Below are 22378 nucleotides of genomic sequence, written 5' to 3'. Positions count from 1 at the left end.
GTGTTCACGGGGTGAGCACACGCGCAGGCATCGTCGTAACCGGAACCGAAGTTCTCACCGGCAGGATTGCCGACCGCAACGGTCCCTGGCTGGCCGATCAGCTTCTCGAGCTCGGGGTGGAACTCGCACACATCACCATCTGCGGTGACCGGCCCCGCGACATCGCGGCACAATTGCGGTTCCTCGCCGACGAGGGCGTGGACCTGATCGTGACGAGCGGCGGACTCGGACCGACCGCCGACGACCTCACCGTGGCGACGGTGGCCGAGTTCTGCGGTCGCGAACTCGTGCTCGACGAGGCGATGGAGGAGCGGATCGCCGCCATCCTGCGCAAGTTGATCGGTGACCGGCCCGGAGTGGATTTCGACTCGGTGCGCGCCGCCAACCGCAAGCAGGCCATGGTGCCGTTGGGCGCCGAGGTCCTGGCGCCCGTCGGCACCGCCCCCGGTGTGGTGGTTCCGGGCAGTCCGACGGTGGTGGTACTGCCCGGCCCGCCGCGCGAGCTGCAACCGATGTGGCATACCGCTGTCGCGACCGAGGCTGTGCAACAAGCGATTTCGGGGCGGACCGAGTACCGGCAGGAAATGATTCGGATGTTCGGCCTCGCCGAATCCGGCCTGGCCGAGACTCTGCGTGACGCCGAGGGATCCGTCTCGGGCTTCGACGCGCTGGAGATCACGACGTGCCTGCGCCGCGGCGAACTCGAGATCGTCACCCGCTACGAGCCCGACGCCACCGGCGCCTACCAGGCGCTGCTGGCCCTGCTGCGGGACCGGCACGGTGCCGCGCTGTACTCCGAGGACGGCGCGACGGTGGACCAGCAGGTGGCCGCCCTGCTGGCCGGTCACCGGATCGCCACCGCGGAATCCTGCACCGCCGGATTACTGGCCGCCCGGTTGGCCGACATCCCCGGCTGTTCGGATTACTTCGCAGGCGGGGTGGTCAGCTATTCGAACGAGGCCAAGGCCGAACTGTTGAACGTGGACCCGGTGCTGATCGCCGAGTACGGCGCGGTGTCGGAACCGGTGGTCGAATCCATGGTCACCGGCGCGCTGCACCATTTCGGTGCCGATACCGCGGTGGCCATCAGCGGGATCGCCGGCCCGGACGGCGGTACCCCGGAAAAGCCGGTCGGCACCGTGTGTTTCGCGGTGCGGGCCGGCTCGGTTTCGGTCACCCGCACGCTGCGGCTACCCGGCAACCGTTCCGACATCCGGGAGCGGGCGACCACGGTCGCGATGCACCTGCTGCGCCGGGCGCTCACGGGAGTCGGCGACTGACCTGTCCTCAGGCGCCGGCCGCCACCGGGGTTGCCGCGGGGCGGCCCGCACCCCCCGGAGCCGACGCGGGGCGCCGCGGGCCACCACCCGCGCCAACATCGACGGGTGCAGCAGTCTGCTGGGTGGATCGATCAGGTTCATCACCCGGAAGAACGCCTCGGTCACCACTGGATCGGACTCAGCCGCCGCGAGCACGTGCCGGGTGTACCAGTTGGACACCCGTACCGAGACCGGGCGGTGGCCGGGTATCTGCGGCAGCGCCAGGTCGGCGCCGCTCGCCATCTGCCATGCCGTGTCGACGCAGCCGGCGGCCGCGCGCAGGAACCGGGGTCCCAGATCATCGGCACCTCGGGACAGGCAGTCGCGCAGCGCCAGCGCCTCCAGTGCGGCCACCGACATCCCTTGTCCGTACACCGGATTGAAGCTGCAGATGGCGTCGCCGAACACCAGGAGACCATCGGGGAAACGGGTCATGCGCTCGTACCGCCTACGCACGCTCGCGGGATAACGGAAGGCGGCCACCGGCTCCAGCGGTTGGGCGCCGCGCAGGGCCGCGATCGCGTCGGCTGGGAACAGATCCTCGACGAAGTCGGTCATCCCGGCCAGATCGGACGGTGGTTCATGACCGTTCATCCCGGCCGTGGTGAGCATCCAGGTGTCGTCTTCGTAGGCGAACAATGAACCGCCGTAAGGTCTTTCAGGTACGGCGCCGACCAGGATGAGCCGATCGCGGGGCGCGCTGCCGGTCAAGCGCAACAGTTGGCTGGAGTAAGCGACCTTCACCTCGACCCGGGATTCGGCCGGTCGCCCGAATCCCGCACTTTCGAGGAACGCCGGGGTCCGGCCGGCGCGTCCCATCGCGTCGACGATCAGATCGGCGGCGATCGCCTTGCCGGTACCACCGTCGTGGCCGGCCACCAGGACGCCCGTCACGCGCCGGGTGCCGGTCATCAGCAGCTCGACCGCGTCATGCCCGTCGAGGATGTCGACGTTGTCGATGGCGCGTACCCGGTCTCGCACATGTGCTTCCAGGAACGGTCGGCTGGCCAGATAGGAATCGATCGGTTGCTCCGGTGGCCGGCTGAGATTGAGCTTGTGGCCGCCGAATGTCAGCGAGATGAGGGACAGGTTCTCCCCGCCCAGCACCGTCGCGCCGTCGGCGGCCAGGTCTTCGGGGAGGCCCGGAAAGAGTTTCTCCAGTGTCCGGAGCCCACCGCTGAGCAGTCCGTGGGCATGCCGGCCCTGCGGCACCCCGCGCCGCTGGGCCGGACCGGCGGGGAGTACGTCGCGCTCCACGAGGGTGACCGTCTCGAAGAACTCGGCCAGCACCCGGGCTGCCAACAGCCCGCCCATGCTCGCACCCAGCACCACCGCGTGTTTGCCGATCGTTGCCATTGCCGACCTCCGGACCGCTGGCACATCACCAGTTGTTCGAAGTATCGAAGCGGGCCGGAGCCGGGCCTAGAGTAGTGCGCTACTCGAACGTCAGCTGGTCACCGGTATCGAGCGCCGCGCCTGCTCGACGCATGCCGGCCAGGCTCCCTCGTCGAGGACAGTGACCGCCCGCACCCCGAACGCGCTGGAGATGACGACATCGGGTTGCAGGTTCGCCAACAGGTTCAGGCTGTCCGCCATGGCTGCGGCGTCACCGACACCGGGGATCACGAACGTCGACCATCGACCGTCGCCGGCGACGAACATGGTGTCCCCGGTGAACAGGTACCGCCCCTGGGCGCCCTCGACCAGATAGCTCGTGCTGCCGGGAGTGTGCCCGGGGGTGGGGATCACCTCGACACCGCGGTCGTCGATGTGACGGGATCCCAGCGGCACGTCGATCGGGCGGTGCCGCCCGATCGTCTCGCGTTCGGCGGCGGGCGCATGCAACCTTGAACCGAACCGCGCGGCGACGCGGGCCAGCATCGGTCCCGCCTCGTCCTGGTGGGAGAGGTAGTGGTCGTCGACCCCGCCGAGCGTGTCCAGCGCGGCGAAGTCGGCGTCAGTGGCCGGGCAGTAGAACAGTGCGTTGTGCCCGGCGGGTGTCCACAGATAGGCGTGGGTGGTCAATCCGGGAAACGGTGTGTCCGTGCGCGTTTCCCACAGATCGGTTCGGACGCGGGTCATCGGGGTAGCCATGACGACAGCCTCGACCCTAAACAATGGTTTAGGTCAACCCCCAAGGGCTCTCAGTCGGTGCTGGCCTTGTCCCACATCGTGATCATGGTGCCCATGATCTCCTCGGCGCAGCCCAGACCACCGAGGTGGCTCTCATAGGGCAGCTCGGTCATCACCGCGTCGGGCAACCGGGAGACCACGTGTTGGCCGTGTGCGAACGGCACGATGTGGTCATGGTCGCCGTGCCACCAGCGCACCGGAACCTTGACCTCGTCGAGCCGGAAACCCCAGTCCCGCTCGAACACCACGATGTCGTAGAACGGGGCGGCCAGTTGCTTGCGGCTGCCGTTGAGCAGGTCGTCGAGGAACATGGCCTTGAATTCCGGCCGGCTCAGCATGCGCCGATCGCCCTCGGGGGAGATCCTGGCGTAGATCTCCAGGGCGGGGGAGGCGACCGGACGGATCAGCCGGATCAGTCCGGAGGCGGCCAACCGGATCGGCGCACCGGCCACCTCCAGGATGGGTGCGACCACAGCGCCGAGCTGCATCAGCGGACTGCTGATCGCGTCGGGGCCGATCATCGGCGCCACGCCGCCGAGCACCCCGGCCGCCACCACCCGGTCAGGCATGGCGGCCGCGGTGGCCAGCGTGTAGGGACCACCACCGGACAGCCCGATGACGGCCATCTTGTCGATGCCGAGGGTGTCGGCGATGATGTGCAGGTCCTCACCGAAATCCAGCACGCGGTCGTACTGGTGCGGTGTGGACGATCCGATGCCGGGCCGGTCCACCCCGATCAACCGGATGTGGTTGCGCTCGGCGTAGATCCGGGCCTCGGTCGGGATCTGCCTACGCGCTCCCGGGGTGCCGTGCAGCCAGAAGACCGCACGGCCCTGCGGGTCACCGAATTCGGCGAAGCCGAGCTGACGGCCGTCGCCGACGGCGATATTGCCCTCCAGTTTGGGGCGATCGATCGGGATGACCATCTGTGTGCCTCGCCGGGTCCGCGTCTAGCCCGCGACCGAGGCGTCGTAGATGGACTGGATGGACTTGTCCAACGTGGCGTTGAACTCGTCGTCGCTCTGCTGCGCCGACAGCCCCTCGGTGAGCGCGCGGCTGAAGCTCGCGATCACGCCGGTGTTCTCGGCCAGCATCTTGTTGGCGTCATCGCGCGAGTAGCCGCCGGACAGCGCCACGACCCGCATCACCTTGGGATGTTCGACCAGCGACTGGTAGTGGTTGGCCTGAGTCGGCAGCGTCAGCTTGAGCATGACCTTCTGGTCGGCGGGCAGCGCGTCGAGGTTCTTGGTGATCTCGTCGCGGAGCAGGTCCTCGGCCTCGGCCTTGTCGGAGATCGAGATGGTGACCTCGGGTTCGATGATCGGGATCAGCCCGTGCGACAGCACCTGCTTGGCCACCTCGAACTGCTGGGCGACCACGGCGGCGATGCCGTCGGCGTCGGCCGCGCCGATCACCGAACGCTCCTTGGTGCCGAAGATGCCACCCTTGGCCGCGCGGGCGAGCAGATCGTCCAGGCCGGGCATCGGCTTCATCACCTGTACGCCGTTCTCGACGTCGGCCAGGCCCTTGTCGATCTTGAGCAGCGGCACCACGCCCTTGTCCTCCCACAGGTAGGTAGCGGTGGGCTTGCCCTCGATGGAGCGGTCCATGGTCTGCTCGAACAGGATCGCGGCGAGCACGCGGTCACCGTTGAACACCGGGGAGGTGATGATGCGTGACCGCATCTGGTGGATCAGGTCGAACATCTCATCTTCGGAGGAGTAGGCGCTTTCCTCGACCCCGTAGAGACGCAGCGCCTTGGGGGTGGATCCACCGCTCTGGTCGAGCGCGGCGATGAAGCCCTTGCCCGTGGTCATCTTGTCGGCCTGCTGCTGGTTCACCATGAGGTTGTCTACTCCTTTGAAGACGGTGTCCTGATGTAGTTGTGCTGCTGAGGCGCACACCACAGTGGCGCACAGTTCGACTCAGAGGATAGGCGGCCAGCTCACAGCGGTAGCGCCCACCCATCGGGGCGGGGTACGGCCGGCCCACGGGGCCGCCTGCTCGAGTTGGCCGGCCAGGCTGAGCAGCACTGTTTCGTCGGGTGCCAGCAGCTGCACGCCGATCGGCAGGCCCTCGGCGGTCTGGCCCAGCGGCAGCGAAATCGCGGCCCAACCGGTGACGTTGGCCAAGGCGGTCCAACCGGTGGTGGCGAACTCGACGTCGAAGAAGGCCCGGGTGGTGCCCCGGGGCTGGTTCAGCAGCCCGTACGGCGGCGGACCGGTCAGCAGCGTCGGCACCAGCAGCACGTCGTGACCGGCCATTTCCCGGGCGAAACGGCGGGTCTGGGCGTGGATGGCCGAGATCGCGTTCGCGTACGCCAGTCCCGTGGTGGTGAAGCCCTCCCGGATCATCACCCAGGTGCTCGGCTCGAATTCGTCCTCGAGGGGTGCTCGCCCCAGGTGGTCGGCGGCCAGGGCATGCAGTTCTGCGTTGCTGACGGTGTGCAGCACCGCGATGGCGTCGGCGACGGCATCCGGATCGATCGTCGGGGCCCCGGGGGTGAGGTGGTGTCCGAGGCTTTCCAGCAGACGGCCGGTCGCTTCGACCGCAGCCACCACCTCCGGGTCGATCCGGTCGGTGGGAAACGGTGACGAGGTGGCGATCAGGATGCGCTGTGCCGACGGGGTCTGCGCGGCCGCCTGAAGGAAGGGGACGGCGGGAGCCGCGGCGCTGTATGGATCACCGGGTGCGGCGCCGGCGATGACGTCGAGCAGAGCCGCGCTGTCGCGCACCGTGCGGGTGAGGGCGTGGCCGTTCACGAGGCCTTCGAGGCCGTGGCCACCATCGGGGGCGAAGGACGATCGCCCGCGCCGCGGCTTGAGGCCGACGACGCCGCAGCAGGAGGCGGGCACCCGGATGGAACCGGTGCCGTCCCCGCCCGAGGCAGCGGGCACCACGCCGGCGGCGACGGCTGCGGCCGAACCTCCGCTGGACCCACCGGGGGTGACCGTGGGGGACCACGGGTTGACCGTGGGACCGAACAACAACGGTTCGGTGGTGCAGTGGTTGCCCCACTCCGGGGTGTTGGTCTTGCCGAACACGACCAGGCCCGCGTCCAGGTAGCGGTCCACCGTCCACGCGTTTTCGGTTGCGACATGGTCGCGGAAGGCGCGCGAGCCCATCGCCTCGCGGGCGCCGGCCAGCGCGGCACCCAGATCCTTGAGCAGGAACGGCACCCCGGCCAGCGGCCCGGCCTGCTCGTTGCGCAGTACGCCGGACTCGTCGAGTGCCGCGGCTTGGGCCCGCCCCCGGTCGAACAGGTCGGTGATCACGGCGTTCAGGGTGCGCGTCGCCTCGACTCGGATGATCGCAGCCTCGAGTAACTCGACGGCACTGACCTCACCAGAGGCGGCGAGTGCCGCCTGCCCGATGGCATCGGTGGCCGCAAGTTCGAATGCCGACGACGAATCCATGTCACCTCACTCCAGGAGTTCGACGGTGGTGTCCGACGGCGTACTGCGACGGGTCAGCTCGAGCGCGATCAGCACCTCGGCCCCGGTCAGGATCAGGCCCACGAAATACATCCACTTGAGTGTCGGATCGGGTTGCGCGGCAAAGTAAACGATGAGGAAGATCGGCCCGACGATACCGAAGACGAACACCATGACCTGGATGCGGACGTACCGCCAGAAAGTGGACATCGATCTCCCGCCGCACGGCCGATGAGCGGCCAGCTTAGCGCGGTTATCGCGGCGCGACGACCACCGGCGTGGACAGGATCTCGCGGTACTCGACCATCGGTTCGCGTTTGAGGACCGCGCTTCCCGAGGTGACCAGCAACTCGGTCGGTGAGACTGCGTAGTTCGCCTGGAAGTTGCGTGCGACGAACTTGCGGCCCGGTGTGAGGTCCGCCGACGCCGCCAGGGCAGCCCGGTCGGAAAGCCGTACACCGTGGTATTCCAGGCGTCCGGTGCGGTCCAGGCAGATCACTACGAGTGAGCCTTCGGTGCGCCCGATGGCCCTGGCGGTCTGGGTGTCACGGCACCGCGCCTGGGAGTCGACGAAACCGGATCCGTCGGAGGCGAACGCCGCGGTGGCCGGAGCGGCGGCAGACCGTTCGGTGGCGACGGGTTCCGGTAGGCGGTTCGGTTTCACCTCATATGTTCTGGCGCCGACGGCGTACACCGAATCCCGGGCCGAGAATTTGGAAGCCAACGTGGTGATGATGACGAATGCGGTGAGCATGGAGCTGACCACTGCTGCTGCCGCGACCCCGATCCCGACGGGCAGCCACTGTCGTTGCGGCGCCTTCCGATGACGTCCACGGCGAACCTGTTGATACGGCGGATGCGGTGTGGAGACTGGGAAGGTGACCAAGCTTGCTCCCGGGTAACGGCGGTGTGATGGGCGTGGCACAGGCGACGGGCGCTGACGCGAGCTCATATTGTGCACGACGAGACCGGGCGCTGTGGGTGACACCCGGGAATTGGCCGAAATCCGCTCGCGGTGTGGGTCGGTCGTGCTCCTGTGTCGACACTGCGCTGAAAGTAGCTCGGCAACAGTGACATTCGCAGTCATATCCTCGCAAAGAGTCAGTGCACCGCAGGCAGAAGCGATTTGGATGACCAACTCGGCCGGCAGCCGGCAACGACAAATCGGTCACCCGCTCCACGACGGCACTTCCCGTCACGTCGATTCAAACCGGTTGGCCCTGCGGGCATCCTCGTTAGCTTCGAATGGCCGATGTATGCAGCCGCTTTCGAGGGGAGTGTGGCCATGTCTTCCACGGGACTCACTATCAGTCCGCTGTCGGGATTCACCGGAGCGTTTATCGACGGGGCCGATTTGTCCGTGCCACTGCCGCCCGAACAGGTGGCCGCGATCCGCGAGGCCCTGCACCGGTGGAAGGTGGTGTTCTTCCGCGAGCAGGACCTCGACCACGCGTCACAGATCGCGTTCGGTGCCCAGTTCGGCGAAGTCACCCCGGGCCATCCCTACGAGGGTGATTCTGCCCCAGCCGGATTCCCGCAGATACATACGGTGTCCCCGGCCGCCTACGACCATCGCTACGGCACCAGGTACCGCAAGCGGCAGAGTCCCAACGGTCCGGGTTGGCACGCCGATGTCACGCCGCTGATCAACCCGCCGTCGCATTCGATCCTGCGAGCAGAGCAGGTGCCCGGTTACGGGGGTGACACTCAGTTCGCCAATGTGGCTGCGGTGTATGCGGGTCTGTCTCCGTCGGTGCAGGCGCTCGTCGACGAACTGCGTGCCGAGCACCGATTCGGTTCGACGGCATCGGCCGAACGCAGCACCGAGAAGATCGGTGATCTGGTGCGCAGCAATCCACTGGCGACGGTCCACCCGGTGGTCCGGGTGCACCCGGAGACCGGGGAGAAGGTCCTCTACGTCAATCCGTCCTTCACCCGGGAGATCGTCAATGTCTCGCCCCGGGAAGGCAGGCACCTGCTCGATCTGTTGTTCGAGGAGATCGCTCGGCCCGAGTACTCGGTGCGGTTCAGGTGGGAGCCGGGCAGTGTGGCGTTCTGGGACAACCGCGCCGCCCTGCACCTGGCACCGCGGGACTTCGAACATGTCGAGGGTGATCGGGTGCTGCACCGCATCACCCTGGTGGGCGACGTTCCGGTGGGCCCCGATGGTGTTGCCTCGGAGTCGATTTCGGGCGACTACTTCGGCGCTGCCTGACATGGCCACCTTGCTGTCGCGACCGACCGGTGTCGCGCATGCCGACCCGCCCAGCGGACTGGTCGACCCGCGGGCGGCGGTCCGGCGGGCACAGCGCAAACCGCTGGTGCCGCGTTCGGTGCAGCGGCTACTGGGCCCGGCGCTGCTGGTCGGACTGTGGCAACTGCTCTCGACGGTCGGCATCTTCGACGAGCGCACCGTGCCGCCGCCGACGCGCGTGCTCGGTGCCGCGTGGGCGCTGATCGCCGATGGGACCTTTCAGGAGCACCTGACCGCCAGTCTGTTGCGCGTCGGATACGGCCTTGCGTTCGGTATCGTGCTCGGCCTCGGGCTGGCCCTCATCTCGGGGCTGTCCCGGATCGGGGAGAACTTCGTCGATGCCAACATGGAAGTGCTGCGCGCGGTTCCGAACTTCGCGTTGGTGCCGCTGCTCATCGTGTGGTTCGGCATCAGCGAGCTGCCGAAGATCCTGCTGATCACGCTTGCCGTTGCCGTGGCGATCTACATCAACACGTTCAGCGCGATCCGCAGCGTCGATGCCACGCTGGTTGAGGCGGCGCGATCGTTCGGTGCCGGCCGGGCCGAAATGATCTACCGAGTCATCATTCCCGGCTCGCTTCCGGGATTCCTGGTCGGCCTGCGGCTGGCGCTGACGGCGTCCTGGTTGTCGTTGATCTTCGCCGAGACGATCAACGCCAAGAAGGGTCTGGGGCGGATGATGACCGACGCCCGCGAGTACTTCCAGATCGACATCGTCTTCGTGTTGATCGCCGTGTACGCAATTCTCGGTCTTGTCTCGATTCTGGTGGTCCGCTTCCTCGAAGGCCGGCTGCTCACCTGGAGGCGGGCCTATGACGGGGACTGACACGCTGCCCGCCGCTGTTGACGCGGCGGCGGTGGTGATCGCCCGCGACATCCGGAAGCGCTTCGGGGACAACGTCATCATCGACGGGCTCGATCTGGAGATCCGGGCCGGCGAGTTCGTCGCCCTGCTCGGCCGAAGTGGTTCCGGCAAGAGCACGTTCCTGCGGGCACTGGGCGCACTCGACAGTGACGTGGACGGCTACCTGCGGGTACCCGAGCGGCGGGCGATCGTCTTCCAGGATTCCCGATTACTGCCGTGGCAGCGGGTGCTGGCGAACGTGACGATCGGGTTGCCCGCCGGTGCCGCGGTACAACGGCGCGCGCTGGCGGCGCTGCGCGAGGTCAATCTGGCGGACAAGGCGAAGGCGTGGCCGCGCACATTGTCCGGCGGAGAGTCGCAGCGGGTTGCGCTGGCCCGGGCCCTGGTGCGTGAACCGCAGCTGCTGCTGCTCGACGAACCGTTCGGCGCACTCGACGCGCTCACGCGGATCAGGATGCACGGACTGCTGATGGATCTGTACCGCCGACACACTCCGGCGGTCCTGTTGGTCACCCACGACGTCGATGAGGCGATCCTGCTCGCCGACCGCGTGATCGTGCTGACCGACGGCGTCATCTCTCTCGATGTCGACGTCACGGTGCCCAAACCCCGGGCCCGTGACACCCACGAATTCACTGCGCTGCGAAAGCGGTTGCTGTCCGAACTCGGCGTATCCGAAGACAAGGAATCATCAGATGCCATTTGACCGTCGAATTCGGTTGCGGTCCGCCGCATTGTTGTTGGTTCCGCTGTTGCTCAGCGCGTGCGGGTTGTCCGACGACGAGTCCGGCGGCGCCATCGATACGGTGAAGATCGCCGCCAAGACCGAGGTACCGGCCGGCACCAAGCTCGTCGTCGCCGAGCAGAACGGGACACAGTCGCTGCCGTGGAACCTGGCCAATGCCGGCCAGGGAACACCTTATGAGGTGGATTTCGCTGATTTCAGCGGCGGCGCCGCGGTCATCGAGGCACTGCGGTCGGGCGCGGCCGACGTCGGATCCATCGGTGAGGCACCGGTACCGATCGCGGTGGACAGTGGCGTCACAGACCTGGTGACCATCGGGTTGCAGGCGAATCCGGGTACCAGCGGTGGCTACTACCTGGTGGCTCGCCCCGACAGTGGGGTCAGGACCATCGAGGATCTGCGCGGCAAGCGGGTCGCCTATCCGCCCGGGTCGGGCCGCCACATGGTGACCGCAGGGCTGCTCAAGCGCCACGGCCTCGACCTGCGAACCGATGTGCAGCCGGTGGAACTCGCTGGGGCAGAGGTGGTGCCGACGTTCGCCGCCGGCGCGGTCGATGCCGCCATCGTGCTGGGCAACCAGTACTACCAATTGGGTGAGCCGCCGATCCTCGGTGACGGCAAGGGCATCAACACCGGCATTCAGACCCTGATCGTGCGCCGCGATGTGCTCGATGATCCCGCCAAGGTGGCGGCGATCGGGGACTACCTCGGGCGCGCCGTCGCAGCCAACAACTGGAAGGACACGCACGCCGACCAATGGGTCGACCAGTACTACGTAAAGGTTCAGGGCATCACCTTCGAGCAGGGCAAGAAGCTGTACGAAGAGGACGGGATCGCCTCGTACTACCCGATCGACGAGCAGTCCACGGCGTTGTTCCAGACCGTCGCCGACGGTCTGCACGAGACCGGAACGATCAAGGGCCGCGTCGATGTGTCGCCCTTTGTGGACGGTCGCTACAACGACATCGTCACCGCGCAGAACGAACTCGACGGTGTCACACCGAAATCGCTGAAATCCTAACGGCTCCATATTGAATCGAGGGCAACACCGATGACACAACTGGCATCCGCACTGAGCGTCCGGCCACAATCCGGCTGGATCGGTGCCGAGATCCACGGAATCGATCTCACCGCACCGCTACTCGATGAGCACATCGCCGAAATCCGTGCCGCACTTCTCAAATGGAAGGTGGTGTTCTTCCGCGACCAGTTCATCGGCCACGACGATCACCTTCGGTTGGCCCGCGCCTTCGGCTCTCCGACCCCGGCGCATCCACTGTTCGATTCCATCCCGGATCCGGACTACCCGACGATCTATCCGATTTTCGCCGACCGGTTCAAGGCCCGGTACGGCAGCAGTCGCGGTTACGACAAGGCCAACTGGCATGCCGATGTCACCGCCGCGGTGAATCCGCCTGCCGCATCGATACTCCGGGCAGAGGTGATCCCGCCCTACGGCGGGGACACCCAGTGGGCGAACACCGTCGCGGCCTACGCCGGACTGTCCGCACCGCTGCAGCGGCTCGCCGACGGACTGCGGGCGGTGCACCGGTTCGCACCACCGGACGGCACGACCGCAACCGAGGACTATCAGCGCCGGGTGAATCGCCGTCCGCTGCTGACCGAGCATCCGGTGGTGCGGGTCCACCCGGAGACGGGGGAGCGTGCGCTCTACGTCAACCCGGGTTTCACCAGCCATATCGTTGACGTGTCACCGCACGAGAGTCGCCGCCTGCTCGGCCTGTTCTACGACGAGTTGGTGCGTCCCGAGTACACCGTGCGGTTCAAGTGGGAGCCGGGCAGCATCGCGTTCTGGGACAACCGCGCGACCGTGCACCTGGCACCGTCGGATCTCACGGGCGAGCACGACCGTCGGCTCTATCGCGTGACGTTGGTCGGGGATGTGCCCCAGGGTCCCGACGGCCGGCCATCGCAGGCCCTCGACGGCGAGCCGTTCGACGCAGCCTGAACGTCAGGCCGGGACCACGACGGTCAGCTCATCGCCGTCGCGTTCCACGTGCATGCCGGCGCGGCGGGCGACCGCCGCGACGCCGGCGGCGCTGTCGGGCTCGCTGCGGGAGCTGACCAAAGCGCGGGCCAGGTGGCCCTTGTGGGCTTTGTTGAAGTGGCTGACCACGGTGCGATGGCCGTCGGCATGTTCGGCGAGGACCTGCACGCGGACCGCAGTGGGGATCCGGCCCAGACCGGCGTAGGAGCCAGACCGCAGATCGACGACCAGCTCGCCTGCGGCGACATCGGCCAGGACGGGTTCCAACAGCGGGCGCCAACGTTTGGCGAGGCCCGGTTGTCCGGGCAGTTTGGACGAAGCGGACAGCCGGTAGGCGGGCACCGGATCATCGGCGCGCAGGAGGCCGAACAGGGCGGATCCGACGGCCAGCCGCTGGCGGGCTCGTGCGACGGCCGCGCCGCGGAGCGACCCGACGTCGAGGGCGTCGTAGAGCACCCCGGTGTATCGCTCGATGGCCGGCATCGTCGGCGCCTGGCGGAGTGCGGCGTTGCGTTCGATCTCGGCGTCCTGGCCGGCGGAGATGCCCAGCGCTTTCCGGCAGGCCGGTGGGTCGGCGGCGAGGGTGACCAGTTCGTCGATCAGTGACTTGCGGAGCGGGGTGAGCTCTGGCGAGCTCAGAATGTCCAAACGCACCGGCGGGCCGTCCCCGCCGGTGCGTTTGGTCTCCGATGGTGGCAGGAGCACGAGCACATCCAGACGCTATCCGAATGCTCGCGGTTGGCCGGCCACCGACCGGTGTGATGTCAGACGGCCATCGGGGCCGGCTCGTCGGGCGCAGGAGGAGCCGGAGGGGGCGGAACGTCCAGCACGATCGGCGCGTCCATCGGCGCCGCAGGCGGGATCGCTTCGGCGGGAGGCGGCGGGGCGAACGGGTCCATCGGGGCCGGGGCTGCCATCGGGTCAACCGGCGGCGGGGGCGCGAAGGGGTCCATGGGCGCCGGAGCCGCCATGGGATCGATCGGCGGGGGCGCGAACGGGTCCATTGGTGCGTCCGCAGGCGCCTCCTGCGGCGCTTCTGCCGCCATCGGCAGGTACATGTGGTGGCTGAACTGGCGCTGGTAGGCACCGCCGCCACCGATCCGGACTCCGTGGCCGCCCTCGCCCGAGGACACCGGGGTGCCGTCCGGCAGGGTCACGGCGGTGTGGCCGCCGTTCCAGCCGATCACGAGGGCGCCGGGCTGGGTCCCGTACTTGAAGCCACGGGCCAGGAGCGCACGCTCCTGGTTTCCGGTGTTGAACCGGTCGCCGTAGACGGGACGGCCGGTTGCCATATTGCTGACCCAAGAAGCCAGCCCTGAGCAGTCGGTGCCGGCCGGCGAGTCTCCACCCGAGATGTACGGCGTGCCCGAAACCTGCTGGACAAGCGCCATAAGCGTCGCGATAGCAAACATGCGGCGGGACGCTAGCAGAGCCGTTTTCCGCCGGGCAAAATATGTGACTCCGTTCACAAGGGGTGCCTGATATGGACTGTTTCACGCATCTCCGGATTGAGTGCGGTTGCCTGCGCGTGCAATTCGGTTGCCAGCGGAATGCGTTTGCCCGAGGTCGGTGGACGTGTCAAACAATCACCAATAGTGCTGTGGCACTGGGCTTGTGCCGGTCTGCGATGGGTCGATCAAAGGCTTGCGCAGAGCAAGCATAGGCCGAATTACATTGATGGTAGGGATTTTTCGGGCCTAGGACGACTACCTGCGTGGCCGGAGGGTGTCCTGGGTGGCGGCGAGCGTCTCCGAGGACGCGAACACGGGCGGATCGACATGACACGGTAAATCCGGCAACGGCGTCACCCCGTTGAATGGTGGCTGGCGAGCCCTGATCGGGCGCTCCGATTCGCGGTTGCGATGGCGATCCCCGGCGCCGGTGACGCTTGACATGCAGCCTAATGGCTGCATGATTGACCGAGAAAGTCCGGGCGCCCGGGCTGTGACGGGATGGCGAGGGTGGACGAGGTCTTCAAAGCGCTGGCCGACCCGAGTCGGCGGCTGCTGCTCGACAGCCTCAACGACAGCGACGGACAGAGCCTGCGGCAGCTCTGTAGCGGCTTGTCGATGGCTCGGCAGTCGGTCAGCAAGCATCTGGCGGTGCTGGAGGCGGCCAACCTCGTCACCACGCTGCGTCAGGGACGGGAGAAACTGCACTACCTCAACCCCGAACCGATCAATGCCATCGCCGACCGCTGGATCGACCGCTACGACTCCACGAGGGCAGAGGCACTGCAAGACCTCAAGACGGTCTTGGAGCACCCCGCTGTTCCGGGCGAGTTCGTGTACACCACCTATATCCGCACCACACCGGAGAGGCTGTGGCAGGCGCTCACCAACCCGGCATTCTCCGACAGCTACATGGGACACGCCATCGAATCCGAGTGGCAGAAGGGTTCGACCTACACCTGGGTCGAAGGCGGGCTGCGGATCGACGACCCAGAGCAGGTCGTCGTCGAGTCCGATCCCTATCAGCGGCTCGCCTTCACATTCCACACCTTCACGCCCGAACTGACACAGGTCGCCTCCGATCTCAGCGAGGAGACTCTTGCCGAGGCGGCGGCCGAACCCCGGTCACGGGTGTCGTTCGACATCGAACCGGTCGGGGACCAGGTGAAGCTCACCGTGGTCCACGACGGTTTCGACCCGGCCGGCCCCGTGCGAGAGATGATCTCGCACGGCTGGCCGGTCAAACTGTCCGGCTTGAAGTCGGGACTGGAGCAGGCCGATTAGACCAGCGAGTCCTGCGGGTCGCGCTGGACGGGAGTGGGCCACGGCGCCGGCAGAGGACGCTGACGCACCCGTTGCGGCCACCAGAACCACTTGCCCATCAGGGCTGCGATCGACGGGGTCATGAAGGAACGGATGACCAGGGTGTCGAACAACAGACCCAAACCGATGGTGGTGCCCACCTGGCCGATCACGGCGAGCTCGCTGACTGCCATCGACATCATGGTGAACGCGAACACCAGTCCTGCCGAGGTGACCACCGACCCGGTGCCGCCCATGGCGCGGATGATGCCGGTGTTCAAACCTGCGTGGATCTCCTCTTTGAATCGGGAGACCAGTAGCAGGTTGTAGTCCGCACCCACCGCCAACAGCACGATGACCGCCATCGCGAGCACCATCCAGTGCAATTCCAGGCCGATCAGGTGCTGCCAGATGAGCACCGACAGACCGAAGGAGGCGCCCAGGGACAGCACCACGGTGCCGACGATCACCGCGGCGGCCACCACACTGCGCGTGAGGATCAACATGATGATGAAGATCAGGCACAGCGCGGCGATTCCGGCGATCATCAGGTCGTAGTTGGCGCCCTCCTGCATGTCCTTGAAGGTGGCCGCGGTGCCACCGAGGTAGATCTTCGAGCCCTCCAGCGGGGTGCCCTTGATGGCCTCCTTGGCGGCGTTCTTGATCGCATCGATGTGGGAAATTCCCTCGGGGCTCATCGGGTCGCCCTCGTGGCTGATGATGAACCGCACCGCATGCCCGTCCGGGGACAGGAACATCTTCATGCCGCGCTTGAAGTCCGGATTGTCGAAGGTCTCCGGTGGCAGATAGAACGAGTCGTCGTTCTTGGAAGCGTCGAACGCCTGGCCCATGGCCGTCTGGTTCTCCATCATCGCTTCCATCTGATCCTGCAGACCGCCCATCGTGGCCTGCATGGTCAGCATCATGTTCTTCATGTTCTTCATGGTCTGGATCATCGGCGGCATGATCGTGACCAGCTGCGGCATGAGCGCATCGAGACGATCCATGTCCGGCATCAACTTCTGGATGTCGTCGGTCATGGTGTCGATGCCGTCAAGGGTGTCGAAGATCGAACGCATCGACCAGCACATCGGGATGTCGAAGCAGTGCGGTTCCCAGTACAGGTAGTTACGGATCGGACGGAAGAAGTCGTCGAAATCGGCGATGTGGTCCCGCATTTCGGCGACATCGACGACCATGCCGTGCATCTTGCCCACCATGCTGTGGGTGGTGTCCGACATTTCCTTGGTCAACCCGAGCATCTTCTCCATCGTGTCGACCGTTTTTTGCATCTCGTCGGCCTGGACCAGCATGTCCTTCATGCGGTCCTGCATGTACTTCATGTTCATCATCTGCGTCGTGCCCTGCATGCTGATCTGGAACGGGATCGAGGTGTGCTCGATCGGCGTTCCCTGCGGGCGCGTGATGGCCTGGACCCGAGAAATGCCGGGCACCTGGAAGATTCGCTTGGCGATGCGGTCGACGACCAGGAAGTCCGCGGAGTTGCGCAGGTCGTGATCGCTCTCGATCAGCAGCAGCTCGGGGTTCATCCGGGCCTGCGAGAAGTGCCGGTCGGATGCGGCGTAGCCGGTGTTGGCGGGTAGATCCGCCGGGAGGTACTTGCGGTCGTTGTAGTTGGTCTTGTACCCGGGCAGGGTCAGCAGACCGATCAGCGACAGCGCGATGGTGGCGATCAGGATCGGTCCCGGCCAACGCACGACCGCGGCACCGATCTTGCGCCACCCGCGGGTGCGCATGGCCCGCTTGGGTTCCAGCGTCTTACCGAATCTACTGGCCACCGAGATGATCGCCGGTCCCAGCGTGAGGGCGGCGACGACGCCGGTGACCATGCCGATGGCCAACGGGATGCCCAGCGATCGGAAGTAGGGAAGGTTGGTGAAGTGCAGACACAGCGTGGCGCCGGCGATGGTCAGGCCCGAACCCAGCACCACGTGCGCGGTGCCGTGGAACATCGTGTAGTACGACTGTTCGCGATCCTCACCGACACTTCGGGCCTCTTGATATCGGCCTATCAGGAAGATCGCGTAATCGGTGGAGGCGGCGATGGCCAGCGTCACCAACAGGTTGGTGGCGAACGTCGAGAGCCCGATGATGTCGTAGTAGCCCAGGGCAGCGACGACACCGCGCGCTGCCGACAGCGAGAGCACCACCATGACCAGGGTCAGGATCACCGTGATGATGGAGCGGTAGACCAGCAGCAGCATGATGATGATGACCGTGAAGGTCAACGCCTCGATGATCTTCACACTGCGGTCACCGGCAATGTGCTGGTCGGCGGCCAACGCGGCCGGGCCGGTCACGTATGCCTTGACGCCCGGCGGCGGAGTGACGCTCTCGACGATCTTCTGGACCGCCTCGACCGATTCGTTGGCCAGCGCCTCGCCCTGGTTACCGGCGGTGTAGACCTGCACGTAAGAGGCCTTGCCGTCGGAGCTCTGCGCGCCTGACGCGGTCAGCGGGTCGCCCCAGAAATCCTGGACGTGCTCGACATGCTCCTTGTCGGCCTCGAGCTTGGCGACGACCTCGTCGTAGTAATCGTGCGCTTTGATGTCGAGCGGCTCGTCGCCCTCGAGCACCACCATGACCGAGCTGTTGGACTTGAACTCCTGGAACACCTCGCCGACACGCTTCATGGCGATCATCGATGGAGCCTGGTCGGGGCTCATCGAGACCGACCGCATCTTGCCCACCTCTTCGAGCTGGGGCACAACGGTGTTCAGGATGCCGATGAGAACGACCCAGCCGATGATGATCGGCACGGCCAGGCGCCGGATCCACTTGGCGATCCCGCCGTGGTGGGCCTTTTTCGGTTCGGTGACTCCGAAGGCGTCGGTCGGGGCGTCAGGGGTGCTCATGCAGATTTCACCAAGCAGAAGGTCTGGGCATTGACGCCGTTGGAGGTTCTCTCGTCCTTGAGCTCGTCATCGACGGTGATGCGGCAGCTGATGGAGTCGCCGTTGCCCTGCGCGACGATGTTGGGAAACACCGACGGAGCGGTGGACTCCAGACGCAGCGTCCACGGCAGGGTCACCCCGTCGATGCGCTGAGGCTGGGCGTCGAGATCGAGGTAGTTCACGTCCGCCGTCGCACCGGGCACGCCGTAGATCTCGTAGACCACGACCTTGGGGTCGAACGGCTTGGTGTCATCGACCTTCGCGCTGGAGATCCCCGAGCCATTGCCTGCGCCGAAGAACGTGCGCACCCGCATCACCGTGAACCCACCTACCAACACCACCACGACGATGATCAGGGGGATCCAGAACTTCTTGGCTAGGCCAGAAATCGAAAACTGTTTCCGGCGAGAGCTTTTCGTCGCGTTGGTCATCGTGAAATGGCACCGGTCCGTCGGTTGTGGGCAAAGTGGGCATTGGGGCGGCGAGGCGACATCGCCATGCTTGTGGCATGGCAGCCGATGGGGGAGCACCCGTGCACCATGTTCACCTCGTTACGCCTCGCTGTCTAGCCGAATGGCTAACTAAAAACTTAGCGAGATATTAGCCTATTTAAATGAGTGGCAAAACGGTGACACAGCTGTGATCGTGCGCCCAGGGTGCTGCCCGGCCACCGTCGCGACCCGGCGCGTAGCCGCAGGTCAGGATGCATTTACGGGGCCGTCAGGCCGGAAGATGCCGAGGCATCGGAATGCTGATTGTGATGGAGCTAACGGAATCGGGCTGGGCCCGCTGCCGTGTCGGCGGCCGGACCCAGCCCGTTGGAAATCCTCGGATCAGTGCCAGTCCCAGACCGACATGTCGTTGGGTGGGTAGTTCTGGCAGACGTCGGTGGTGTTGGCCGCGACGCCCTTGTTGTTGAAGAACAGCTTGGCCCAGTTCGGCCAGCGCCAGGACATGTTCTCGAAGAAGGCGTTGGTGGCCATGTTCTCGGAGTACTGGCGGCGGCCGGCGTAGTCCATGGAGAAGAACCAGTGGATGCGCTCCTGGGCGCCTTGCTGGTCGGCGACCGGCTTGTTGTTGTAGTCGATCATGTAGCGCTCGTAGTAGACCGGTTCGACGTCGCGGGCGGCGGCCATGATCTGTTCGGCGGTGCAGGGGGTGCGCAGGATCCGGTTGGGGATCGGGTAGTCGTCGGTGGCGTCGGCATTTGCGATGCCGGCGCCGGCCAGGCTGCCTGCGACGGCGCAGGTGGCCACGCCGGTGCGGATCAGGTTCTTGACGCTCGTGCGGTTCAACATGTCGCTCCCAAAGGTGTTGATCAGGCGGATCAGTGCGCGGCCTGCTCGTAGACTCCGCGCTGATCGGGGCAGTAGTAGTTGATGGCGGTGCCGGTGAACTGCCAGGACTGGGCGTCGGTGCTGTCCTTGGCCAGTTGCTTCTTCACGAAACCGACCGAGTCCTGGGCGGTGTGGTCGACGCCGTTGTGCAGCCGCTTGCACATGATCTTGGCGATCCAGGCGTTGTAGTCCCGCTGCCCGTAGATACCGAAGGTGTGCAGCTCATTGGCGAAATCAGTATCAATCTCGGCATGTGCGGGAGCGGCGAAGGCGATTGCCGCCGCGGCACCGATCACTGCCAGCCCTGCAAGCTTCATGCGGTGAATCTTAGCCCATCTAAGCCTGTTTCGGGTGCGCGGTCGGTTCAGCCGATCGCCGACAGCAGCGGGACATATTGCTCGGCGCTCGTCAGCGAACCGTGATGGCCGACCAATGCCGACTCCAGGGGTTCGACTCGGCGTCTCAGCAACGCCGCTGAGCTGCGCGCGGCGGCGACCACATCGCCGATGCGGGAACGGACGTCGTCACGTACCCGAGGGCCGAACCAGCCCGCTCCGATGGCCTCGTCCCGCGACATCACCCACGCCGAATCCGCCAGGGTGGTCCGCCATGCGGTGAGGACGTCGTCGGCCGCGCCCGCGGCGGTGTAGACGTGCCGGGCGCGGGCTTCACCACCGACCGCGACCACCCCGTTGCGAAGTGGTTCGCACTCGTCGACGTCGATCGCCGCCGCTGGGTCCACGGCGACCATTCCGTGGTCGGCCACCACTGTCAGCAGGCATTCCGACGGCAGAGCTTCCAGCACCGACTCCACCAGGCGGTCGACCTGGCGCAACTGCATCCGCCAGGCCGGCGACCCGGGCCCGTGTAGGTGGCCCACCAGGTCGAGGTCGGCGTGGTAGCCGTAACAGAAGCCGCCGCCTGCGACGGCCGCGATGCTCTCGGCGGCGAGATCGCCGAGAGCGTGCACGCCGACATAGCGTCCGCCGCGCAGCAGCGCCCGGGTCAAACCGGATCCGGCGTGCTCGGCGCCCGAGACGATCGAGACCTCGAATCCGGCCGCCGCGGCCCGTTCGAACGTGGTGGGCAGCGGTTGGATCTGTTCGGGCACCACGCGGTCGCGAAGGTCGGGCCCCCACGGATGGGGGCGCCACCTCAGCGCGTTCATCACATCGAATTCCGGACCGGCCTCTGGGACCCGGAAGGAGTAGCCGACAAATCCGTGCTCACCCGAGCGGCACCCGGTGCCGATCGCCGCCAGCCCCGCTGCCGTGGTGGACGGGAACCCGACGTGCAGGGTCCGGTGGGCGGCATCCGACATGGAGGTGAGTACGGGTGCGTCGGCGGCGTGGGCGGCGAGCAATTCGGCGCCGAGTCCGTCGATCAACAGAACGCATGCTCCGCGGATCGGACCGGGCCAGGCGATCCGCGCATCGAACCCGGGTATGCCCATCGCAGCGAGCACGGACGGGACCACGTCGGCCAGGTGGGGTGCATCGGGATCGGGACTTGCAGGCTCCACACCGCGAGCGTGCCACAGATCACGCCGGCGGGATTTGTCGACGCAGACCTCGGCCCAAGGGCGCCAGACCACCGCGCCGTACCCGGTACCCTGGGTTTTCATGAAGCCGATGAAAGCCGTGATCCTCGCTGCCGCCCTGGTGGTATCTGCAGGCGGGGCGTTCACTGGCATCGCCAGTGCCGATCCGGTCGTTCCGGCTCCAGGTCCCGCGCCGGGGCCCGTGCCCGCGCCGGGCCCGCCCCCCGGTCCCGTCGACGCGGCGCCGGCAGATCCCGCGGCCCCCCCAGCGGCCCCCGCGGCCGCGGCGGGCGGAAAAGCGATCGACCACGACGGCCTGTTCATGGTCGGTACCGATATTCAGCCGGGCAACTACGCCTCGGCCGGGCCGGTCGAGGGTGGCACCTGCTATTGGAAGCGCATGGCGGATCTGCACGGCGGCGACATCATCGACAACGCGTTCACGAAGAAGCCACAGGTCATCACGATCGAGGCGACCGACAAGGCGTTCAAGACGAGTGGTTGCCAGCCGTGGCAGCCAACCGACGCAGCCCCCGACACCCCGGCCAACGGCACCATCCCGGCCTTGGTGGGCGGCGCCAAACTGCGCGCGTGGATGGACAGCCTGAACAACAATGCCCGTAACTACGACGGTTCCTCGGTGCCGATGCCCTGACAGCTCGGGCTCGATGACCTGCCCGGCAGGATCAGCCCGGCGGAATCAGCGGCGGCCGACAGACATTGCCGGTCGGGTCCCACCACCAGCCGTTGTCGCACATCGGCGGTGGAGGAACCACGGGCGGGCGACACGTATTGGCCACCGGGTCCCACCAGGCGCCGTTCTCACATCCGAGCGGCACGACCGGCGGACGGCACACATTCGCCACCGGATCCCACCATTCTCCGGCACCGCAGTCGGCCCAGCTGACCGCTGGTGTGGCGACCGTAACCACTGCCATCAGACCGAACGGCGCCAGTACCGCGCCGATACCCGCAGCGCAGCGGCCGATGATGCTGGTCATCTCACACCTCCCCGAGAGATCACGTGATTCGAGCCTATCGGCGCACTGAGCGGACTGCCAGGAATCGGACACGC

Annotated in this window: 23 protein-coding genes; 8 read left to right on the top strand and 15 right to left on the bottom strand. The window is 66.5% G+C overall.

What is annotated here, in order from left to right:
• Nucleotides 1-11: 11 nt before the first annotated feature.
• A complete protein-coding gene (locus tag AC4ELH_RS26965) occupies nucleotides 12-1280 on the top strand; it encodes a competence/damage-inducible protein A (protein ID WP_498887765.1) in 1269 nt (422 codons plus the stop codon).
• Here AC4ELH_RS26965 and AC4ELH_RS26960 read toward each other — a convergent pair.
• The 7 genes from AC4ELH_RS26960 to AC4ELH_RS26930 form a co-directional block, all read right to left on the bottom strand.
• Nucleotides 1191-2675, bottom strand: a complete 1485-nt coding sequence (locus AC4ELH_RS26960) for an FAD-dependent oxidoreductase (RefSeq protein ID WP_498887762.1) — start codon at nucleotides 2673-2675, stop codon at nucleotides 1191-1193. The two genes, AC4ELH_RS26965 and AC4ELH_RS26960, sit on opposite strands and share 90 nt — an antisense overlap.
• Nucleotides 2676-2765: 90 nt before the next feature.
• Nucleotides 2766-3413 (bottom strand): MBL fold metallo-hydrolase, encoded by a 648-nt coding sequence (locus AC4ELH_RS26955; protein ID WP_448447230.1) that lies wholly within the window; start codon nucleotides 3411-3413, stop codon nucleotides 2766-2768.
• Between the two features lie 50 nt (nucleotides 3414-3463).
• Nucleotides 3464-4378: an alpha/beta fold hydrolase gene (locus tag AC4ELH_RS26950; RefSeq protein WP_498887760.1), complete on the bottom strand. Its 915-nt coding sequence runs from the start codon at nucleotides 4376-4378 to the stop codon at nucleotides 3464-3466.
• Between the two features lie 24 nt (nucleotides 4379-4402).
• On the bottom strand, nucleotides 4403-5296 hold the full coding sequence (locus AC4ELH_RS26945; protein WP_498887758.1) for a fructose bisphosphate aldolase: 894 nt from the start codon (nucleotides 5294-5296) through the stop codon (nucleotides 4403-4405).
• Between the two features lie 81 nt (nucleotides 5297-5377).
• Nucleotides 5378-6868: an amidase gene (locus AC4ELH_RS26940; protein ID WP_498887756.1), complete on the bottom strand. Its 1491-nt coding sequence runs from the start codon at nucleotides 6866-6868 to the stop codon at nucleotides 5378-5380.
• A 6-nt stretch (nucleotides 6869-6874) separates the two neighbouring features.
• Entirely contained in the window at nucleotides 6875-7096 is a 222-nt protein-coding gene (locus AC4ELH_RS26935; RefSeq protein WP_055114366.1) for a hypothetical protein, read from the bottom strand.
• 43 nt (nucleotides 7097-7139) lie between these two features.
• Nucleotides 7140-7772 carry a hypothetical protein gene (locus AC4ELH_RS26930; protein WP_236734661.1) on the bottom strand — a complete coding sequence of 211 codons (633 nt, stop codon included), beginning with the start codon at nucleotides 7770-7772 and terminating at the stop codon, nucleotides 7140-7142.
• 399 nt (nucleotides 7773-8171) lie between these two features.
• On the opposite strand from AC4ELH_RS26930, the gene AC4ELH_RS26925 reads away from it, so the two are divergent.
• From AC4ELH_RS26925 to AC4ELH_RS26905, 5 genes are read left to right on the top strand one after another with little or no spacing between them, the layout of a single operon-like run.
• Complete coding sequence (locus AC4ELH_RS26925; protein ID WP_498887754.1) at nucleotides 8172-9101, top strand: TauD/TfdA dioxygenase family protein; 930 nt, start codon at nucleotides 8172-8174, stop codon at nucleotides 9099-9101.
• A gap of 1 nt (nucleotide 9102) precedes the next feature.
• Nucleotides 9103-9966: an ABC transporter permease gene (locus tag AC4ELH_RS26920; RefSeq protein ID WP_064879983.1), complete on the top strand. Its 864-nt coding sequence runs from the start codon at nucleotides 9103-9105 to the stop codon at nucleotides 9964-9966.
• The gene (locus AC4ELH_RS26915; protein ID WP_498887752.1) at nucleotides 9953-10711 is read left to right on the top strand and encodes an ABC transporter ATP-binding protein; all 759 of its coding nucleotides are present in this window, start codon (nucleotides 9953-9955) and stop codon (nucleotides 10709-10711) included. Before AC4ELH_RS26920 ends, AC4ELH_RS26915 begins: the two co-directional genes overlap by 14 nt.
• Entirely contained in the window at nucleotides 10701-11771 is a 1071-nt protein-coding gene (locus AC4ELH_RS26910) for a PhnD/SsuA/transferrin family substrate-binding protein (RefSeq protein ID WP_082941549.1), read from the top strand. Before AC4ELH_RS26915 ends, AC4ELH_RS26910 begins: the two co-directional genes overlap by 11 nt.
• Nucleotides 11772-11801: 30 nt before the next feature.
• On the top strand, nucleotides 11802-12719 hold the full coding sequence (locus AC4ELH_RS26905) for a TauD/TfdA dioxygenase family protein (RefSeq protein ID WP_418007462.1): 918 nt from the start codon (nucleotides 11802-11804) through the stop codon (nucleotides 12717-12719).
• 3 nt (nucleotides 12720-12722) lie between these two features.
• Here AC4ELH_RS26905 and yaaA read toward each other — a convergent pair whose 3' ends face one another.
• A complete protein-coding gene (yaaA, locus tag AC4ELH_RS26900) occupies nucleotides 12723-13469 on the bottom strand; it encodes a peroxide stress protein YaaA (protein ID WP_498887750.1) in 747 nt (248 codons plus the stop codon).
• Between the two features lie 53 nt (nucleotides 13470-13522).
• A complete protein-coding gene (locus AC4ELH_RS26895; RefSeq protein ID WP_498887749.1) occupies nucleotides 13523-14170 on the bottom strand; it encodes a C40 family peptidase in 648 nt (215 codons plus the stop codon).
• Between the two features lie 549 nt (nucleotides 14171-14719).
• Between AC4ELH_RS26895 and AC4ELH_RS26890 the strand changes: the two genes are divergently transcribed.
• The gene (locus AC4ELH_RS26890) at nucleotides 14720-15493 is read left to right on the top strand and encodes an ArsR/SmtB family transcription factor (RefSeq protein WP_498887821.1); all 774 of its coding nucleotides are present in this window, start codon (nucleotides 14720-14722) and stop codon (nucleotides 15491-15493) included.
• Here the strand turns inward: AC4ELH_RS26890 and AC4ELH_RS26885 are convergent.
• The 5 genes from AC4ELH_RS26885 to AC4ELH_RS26865 form a co-directional block, all read right to left on the bottom strand.
• Nucleotides 15490-18387, bottom strand: coding sequence for an MMPL/RND family transporter (locus tag AC4ELH_RS26885; protein WP_463806346.1), 2898 nt, complete (start codon nucleotides 18385-18387; stop codon nucleotides 15490-15492). The two genes, AC4ELH_RS26890 and AC4ELH_RS26885, sit on opposite strands and share 4 nt — an antisense overlap.
• Nucleotides 18384-18857 carry an MmpS family transport accessory protein gene (locus AC4ELH_RS26880; protein ID WP_082963616.1) on the bottom strand — a complete coding sequence of 158 codons (474 nt, stop codon included), beginning with the start codon at nucleotides 18855-18857 and terminating at the stop codon, nucleotides 18384-18386. The genes AC4ELH_RS26885 and AC4ELH_RS26880 overlap by 4 nt, the downstream gene beginning before the upstream one ends.
• Before the next feature lie 402 nt (nucleotides 18858-19259).
• Nucleotides 19260-19724: a DUF5078 domain-containing protein gene (locus AC4ELH_RS26875; RefSeq protein WP_448449203.1), complete on the bottom strand. Its 465-nt coding sequence runs from the start codon at nucleotides 19722-19724 to the stop codon at nucleotides 19260-19262.
• A gap of 29 nt (nucleotides 19725-19753) precedes the next feature.
• Complete coding sequence (locus tag AC4ELH_RS26870; protein ID WP_055114354.1) at nucleotides 19754-20080, bottom strand: DUF732 domain-containing protein; 327 nt, start codon at nucleotides 20078-20080, stop codon at nucleotides 19754-19756.
• Between the two features lie 47 nt (nucleotides 20081-20127).
• Complete coding sequence (locus AC4ELH_RS26865; RefSeq protein ID WP_498887819.1) at nucleotides 20128-21285, bottom strand: alkaline phosphatase family protein; 1158 nt, start codon at nucleotides 21283-21285, stop codon at nucleotides 20128-20130.
• A gap of 100 nt (nucleotides 21286-21385) precedes the next feature.
• Here AC4ELH_RS26865 and AC4ELH_RS26860 point away from each other — a divergent pair, with 100 nt between their 5' ends.
• Entirely contained in the window at nucleotides 21386-21958 is a 573-nt protein-coding gene (locus AC4ELH_RS26860) for an Rv1352/Rv1906c domain-containing protein (protein WP_064879764.1), read from the top strand.
• A gap of 31 nt (nucleotides 21959-21989) precedes the next feature.
• Here the strand turns inward: AC4ELH_RS26860 and AC4ELH_RS26855 are convergent, their stop codons facing one another.
• Nucleotides 21990-22304, bottom strand: coding sequence for a hypothetical protein (locus AC4ELH_RS26855; RefSeq protein ID WP_064879766.1), 315 nt, complete (start codon nucleotides 22302-22304; stop codon nucleotides 21990-21992).
• Between the last annotated feature and the right edge of the window lie 74 nt (nucleotides 22305-22378).

The organism is Mycobacterium shunyiense, from assembly GCF_058270075.1.
The sequence above is the reverse complement of the archived record's forward strand: the minus strand, read 5'-3'. Positions and strand labels throughout refer to the sequence as shown.

Excerpts from the sequence above, each read along its gene's own strand:
- AC4ELH_RS26960 (WP_498887762.1), bottom strand. The coding sequence starts at position 2,675 with ATGGCAACGATCGGCAAACACGCGGTGGTGCTGGGTGCGAGCATGGGC.
- AC4ELH_RS26955 (WP_448447230.1), bottom strand. The coding sequence starts at position 3,413 with ATGGCTACCCCGATGACCCGCGTCCGAACCGATCTGTGGGAAACGCGC.
- AC4ELH_RS26950 (WP_498887760.1), bottom strand. The coding sequence starts at position 4,378 with ATGGTCATCCCGATCGATCGCCCCAAACTGGAGGGCAATATCGCCGTC.
- AC4ELH_RS26945 (WP_498887758.1), bottom strand. The coding sequence starts at position 5,296 with ATGGTGAACCAGCAGCAGGCCGACAAGATGACCACGGGCAAGGGCTTC.
- AC4ELH_RS26940 (WP_498887756.1), bottom strand. The coding sequence starts at position 6,868 with ATGGATTCGTCGTCGGCATTCGAACTTGCGGCCACCGATGCCATCGGG.
- AC4ELH_RS26935 (WP_055114366.1), bottom strand. The coding sequence starts at position 7,096 with ATGTCCACTTTCTGGCGGTACGTCCGCATCCAGGTCATGGTGTTCGTC.
- AC4ELH_RS26925 (WP_498887754.1), top strand. The coding sequence starts at position 8,172 with ATGTCTTCCACGGGACTCACTATCAGTCCGCTGTCGGGATTCACCGGA.
- AC4ELH_RS26920 (WP_064879983.1), top strand. The coding sequence starts at position 9,103 with ATGGCCACCTTGCTGTCGCGACCGACCGGTGTCGCGCATGCCGACCCG.
- AC4ELH_RS26915 (WP_498887752.1), top strand. The coding sequence starts at position 9,953 with ATGACGGGGACTGACACGCTGCCCGCCGCTGTTGACGCGGCGGCGGTG.
- AC4ELH_RS26910 (WP_082941549.1), top strand. The coding sequence starts at position 10,701 with ATGCCATTTGACCGTCGAATTCGGTTGCGGTCCGCCGCATTGTTGTTG.
- AC4ELH_RS26905 (WP_418007462.1), top strand. The coding sequence starts at position 11,802 with ATGACACAACTGGCATCCGCACTGAGCGTCCGGCCACAATCCGGCTGG.
- AC4ELH_RS26895 (WP_498887749.1), bottom strand. The coding sequence starts at position 14,170 with ATGTTTGCTATCGCGACGCTTATGGCGCTTGTCCAGCAGGTTTCGGGC.
- AC4ELH_RS26885 (WP_463806346.1), bottom strand. The coding sequence starts at position 18,387 with ATGAGCACCCCTGACGCCCCGACCGACGCCTTCGGAGTCACCGAACCG.
- AC4ELH_RS26880 (WP_082963616.1), bottom strand. The coding sequence starts at position 18,857 with ATGACCAACGCGACGAAAAGCTCTCGCCGGAAACAGTTTTCGATTTCT.
- AC4ELH_RS26875 (WP_448449203.1), bottom strand. The coding sequence starts at position 19,724 with ATGTTGAACCGCACGAGCGTCAAGAACCTGATCCGCACCGGCGTGGCC.
- AC4ELH_RS26870 (WP_055114354.1), bottom strand. The coding sequence starts at position 20,080 with ATGAAGCTTGCAGGGCTGGCAGTGATCGGTGCCGCGGCGGCAATCGCC.
- AC4ELH_RS26860 (WP_064879764.1), top strand. The coding sequence starts at position 21,386 with ATGAAGCCGATGAAAGCCGTGATCCTCGCTGCCGCCCTGGTGGTATCT.
- AC4ELH_RS26855 (WP_064879766.1), bottom strand. The coding sequence starts at position 22,304 with ATGACCAGCATCATCGGCCGCTGCGCTGCGGGTATCGGCGCGGTACTG.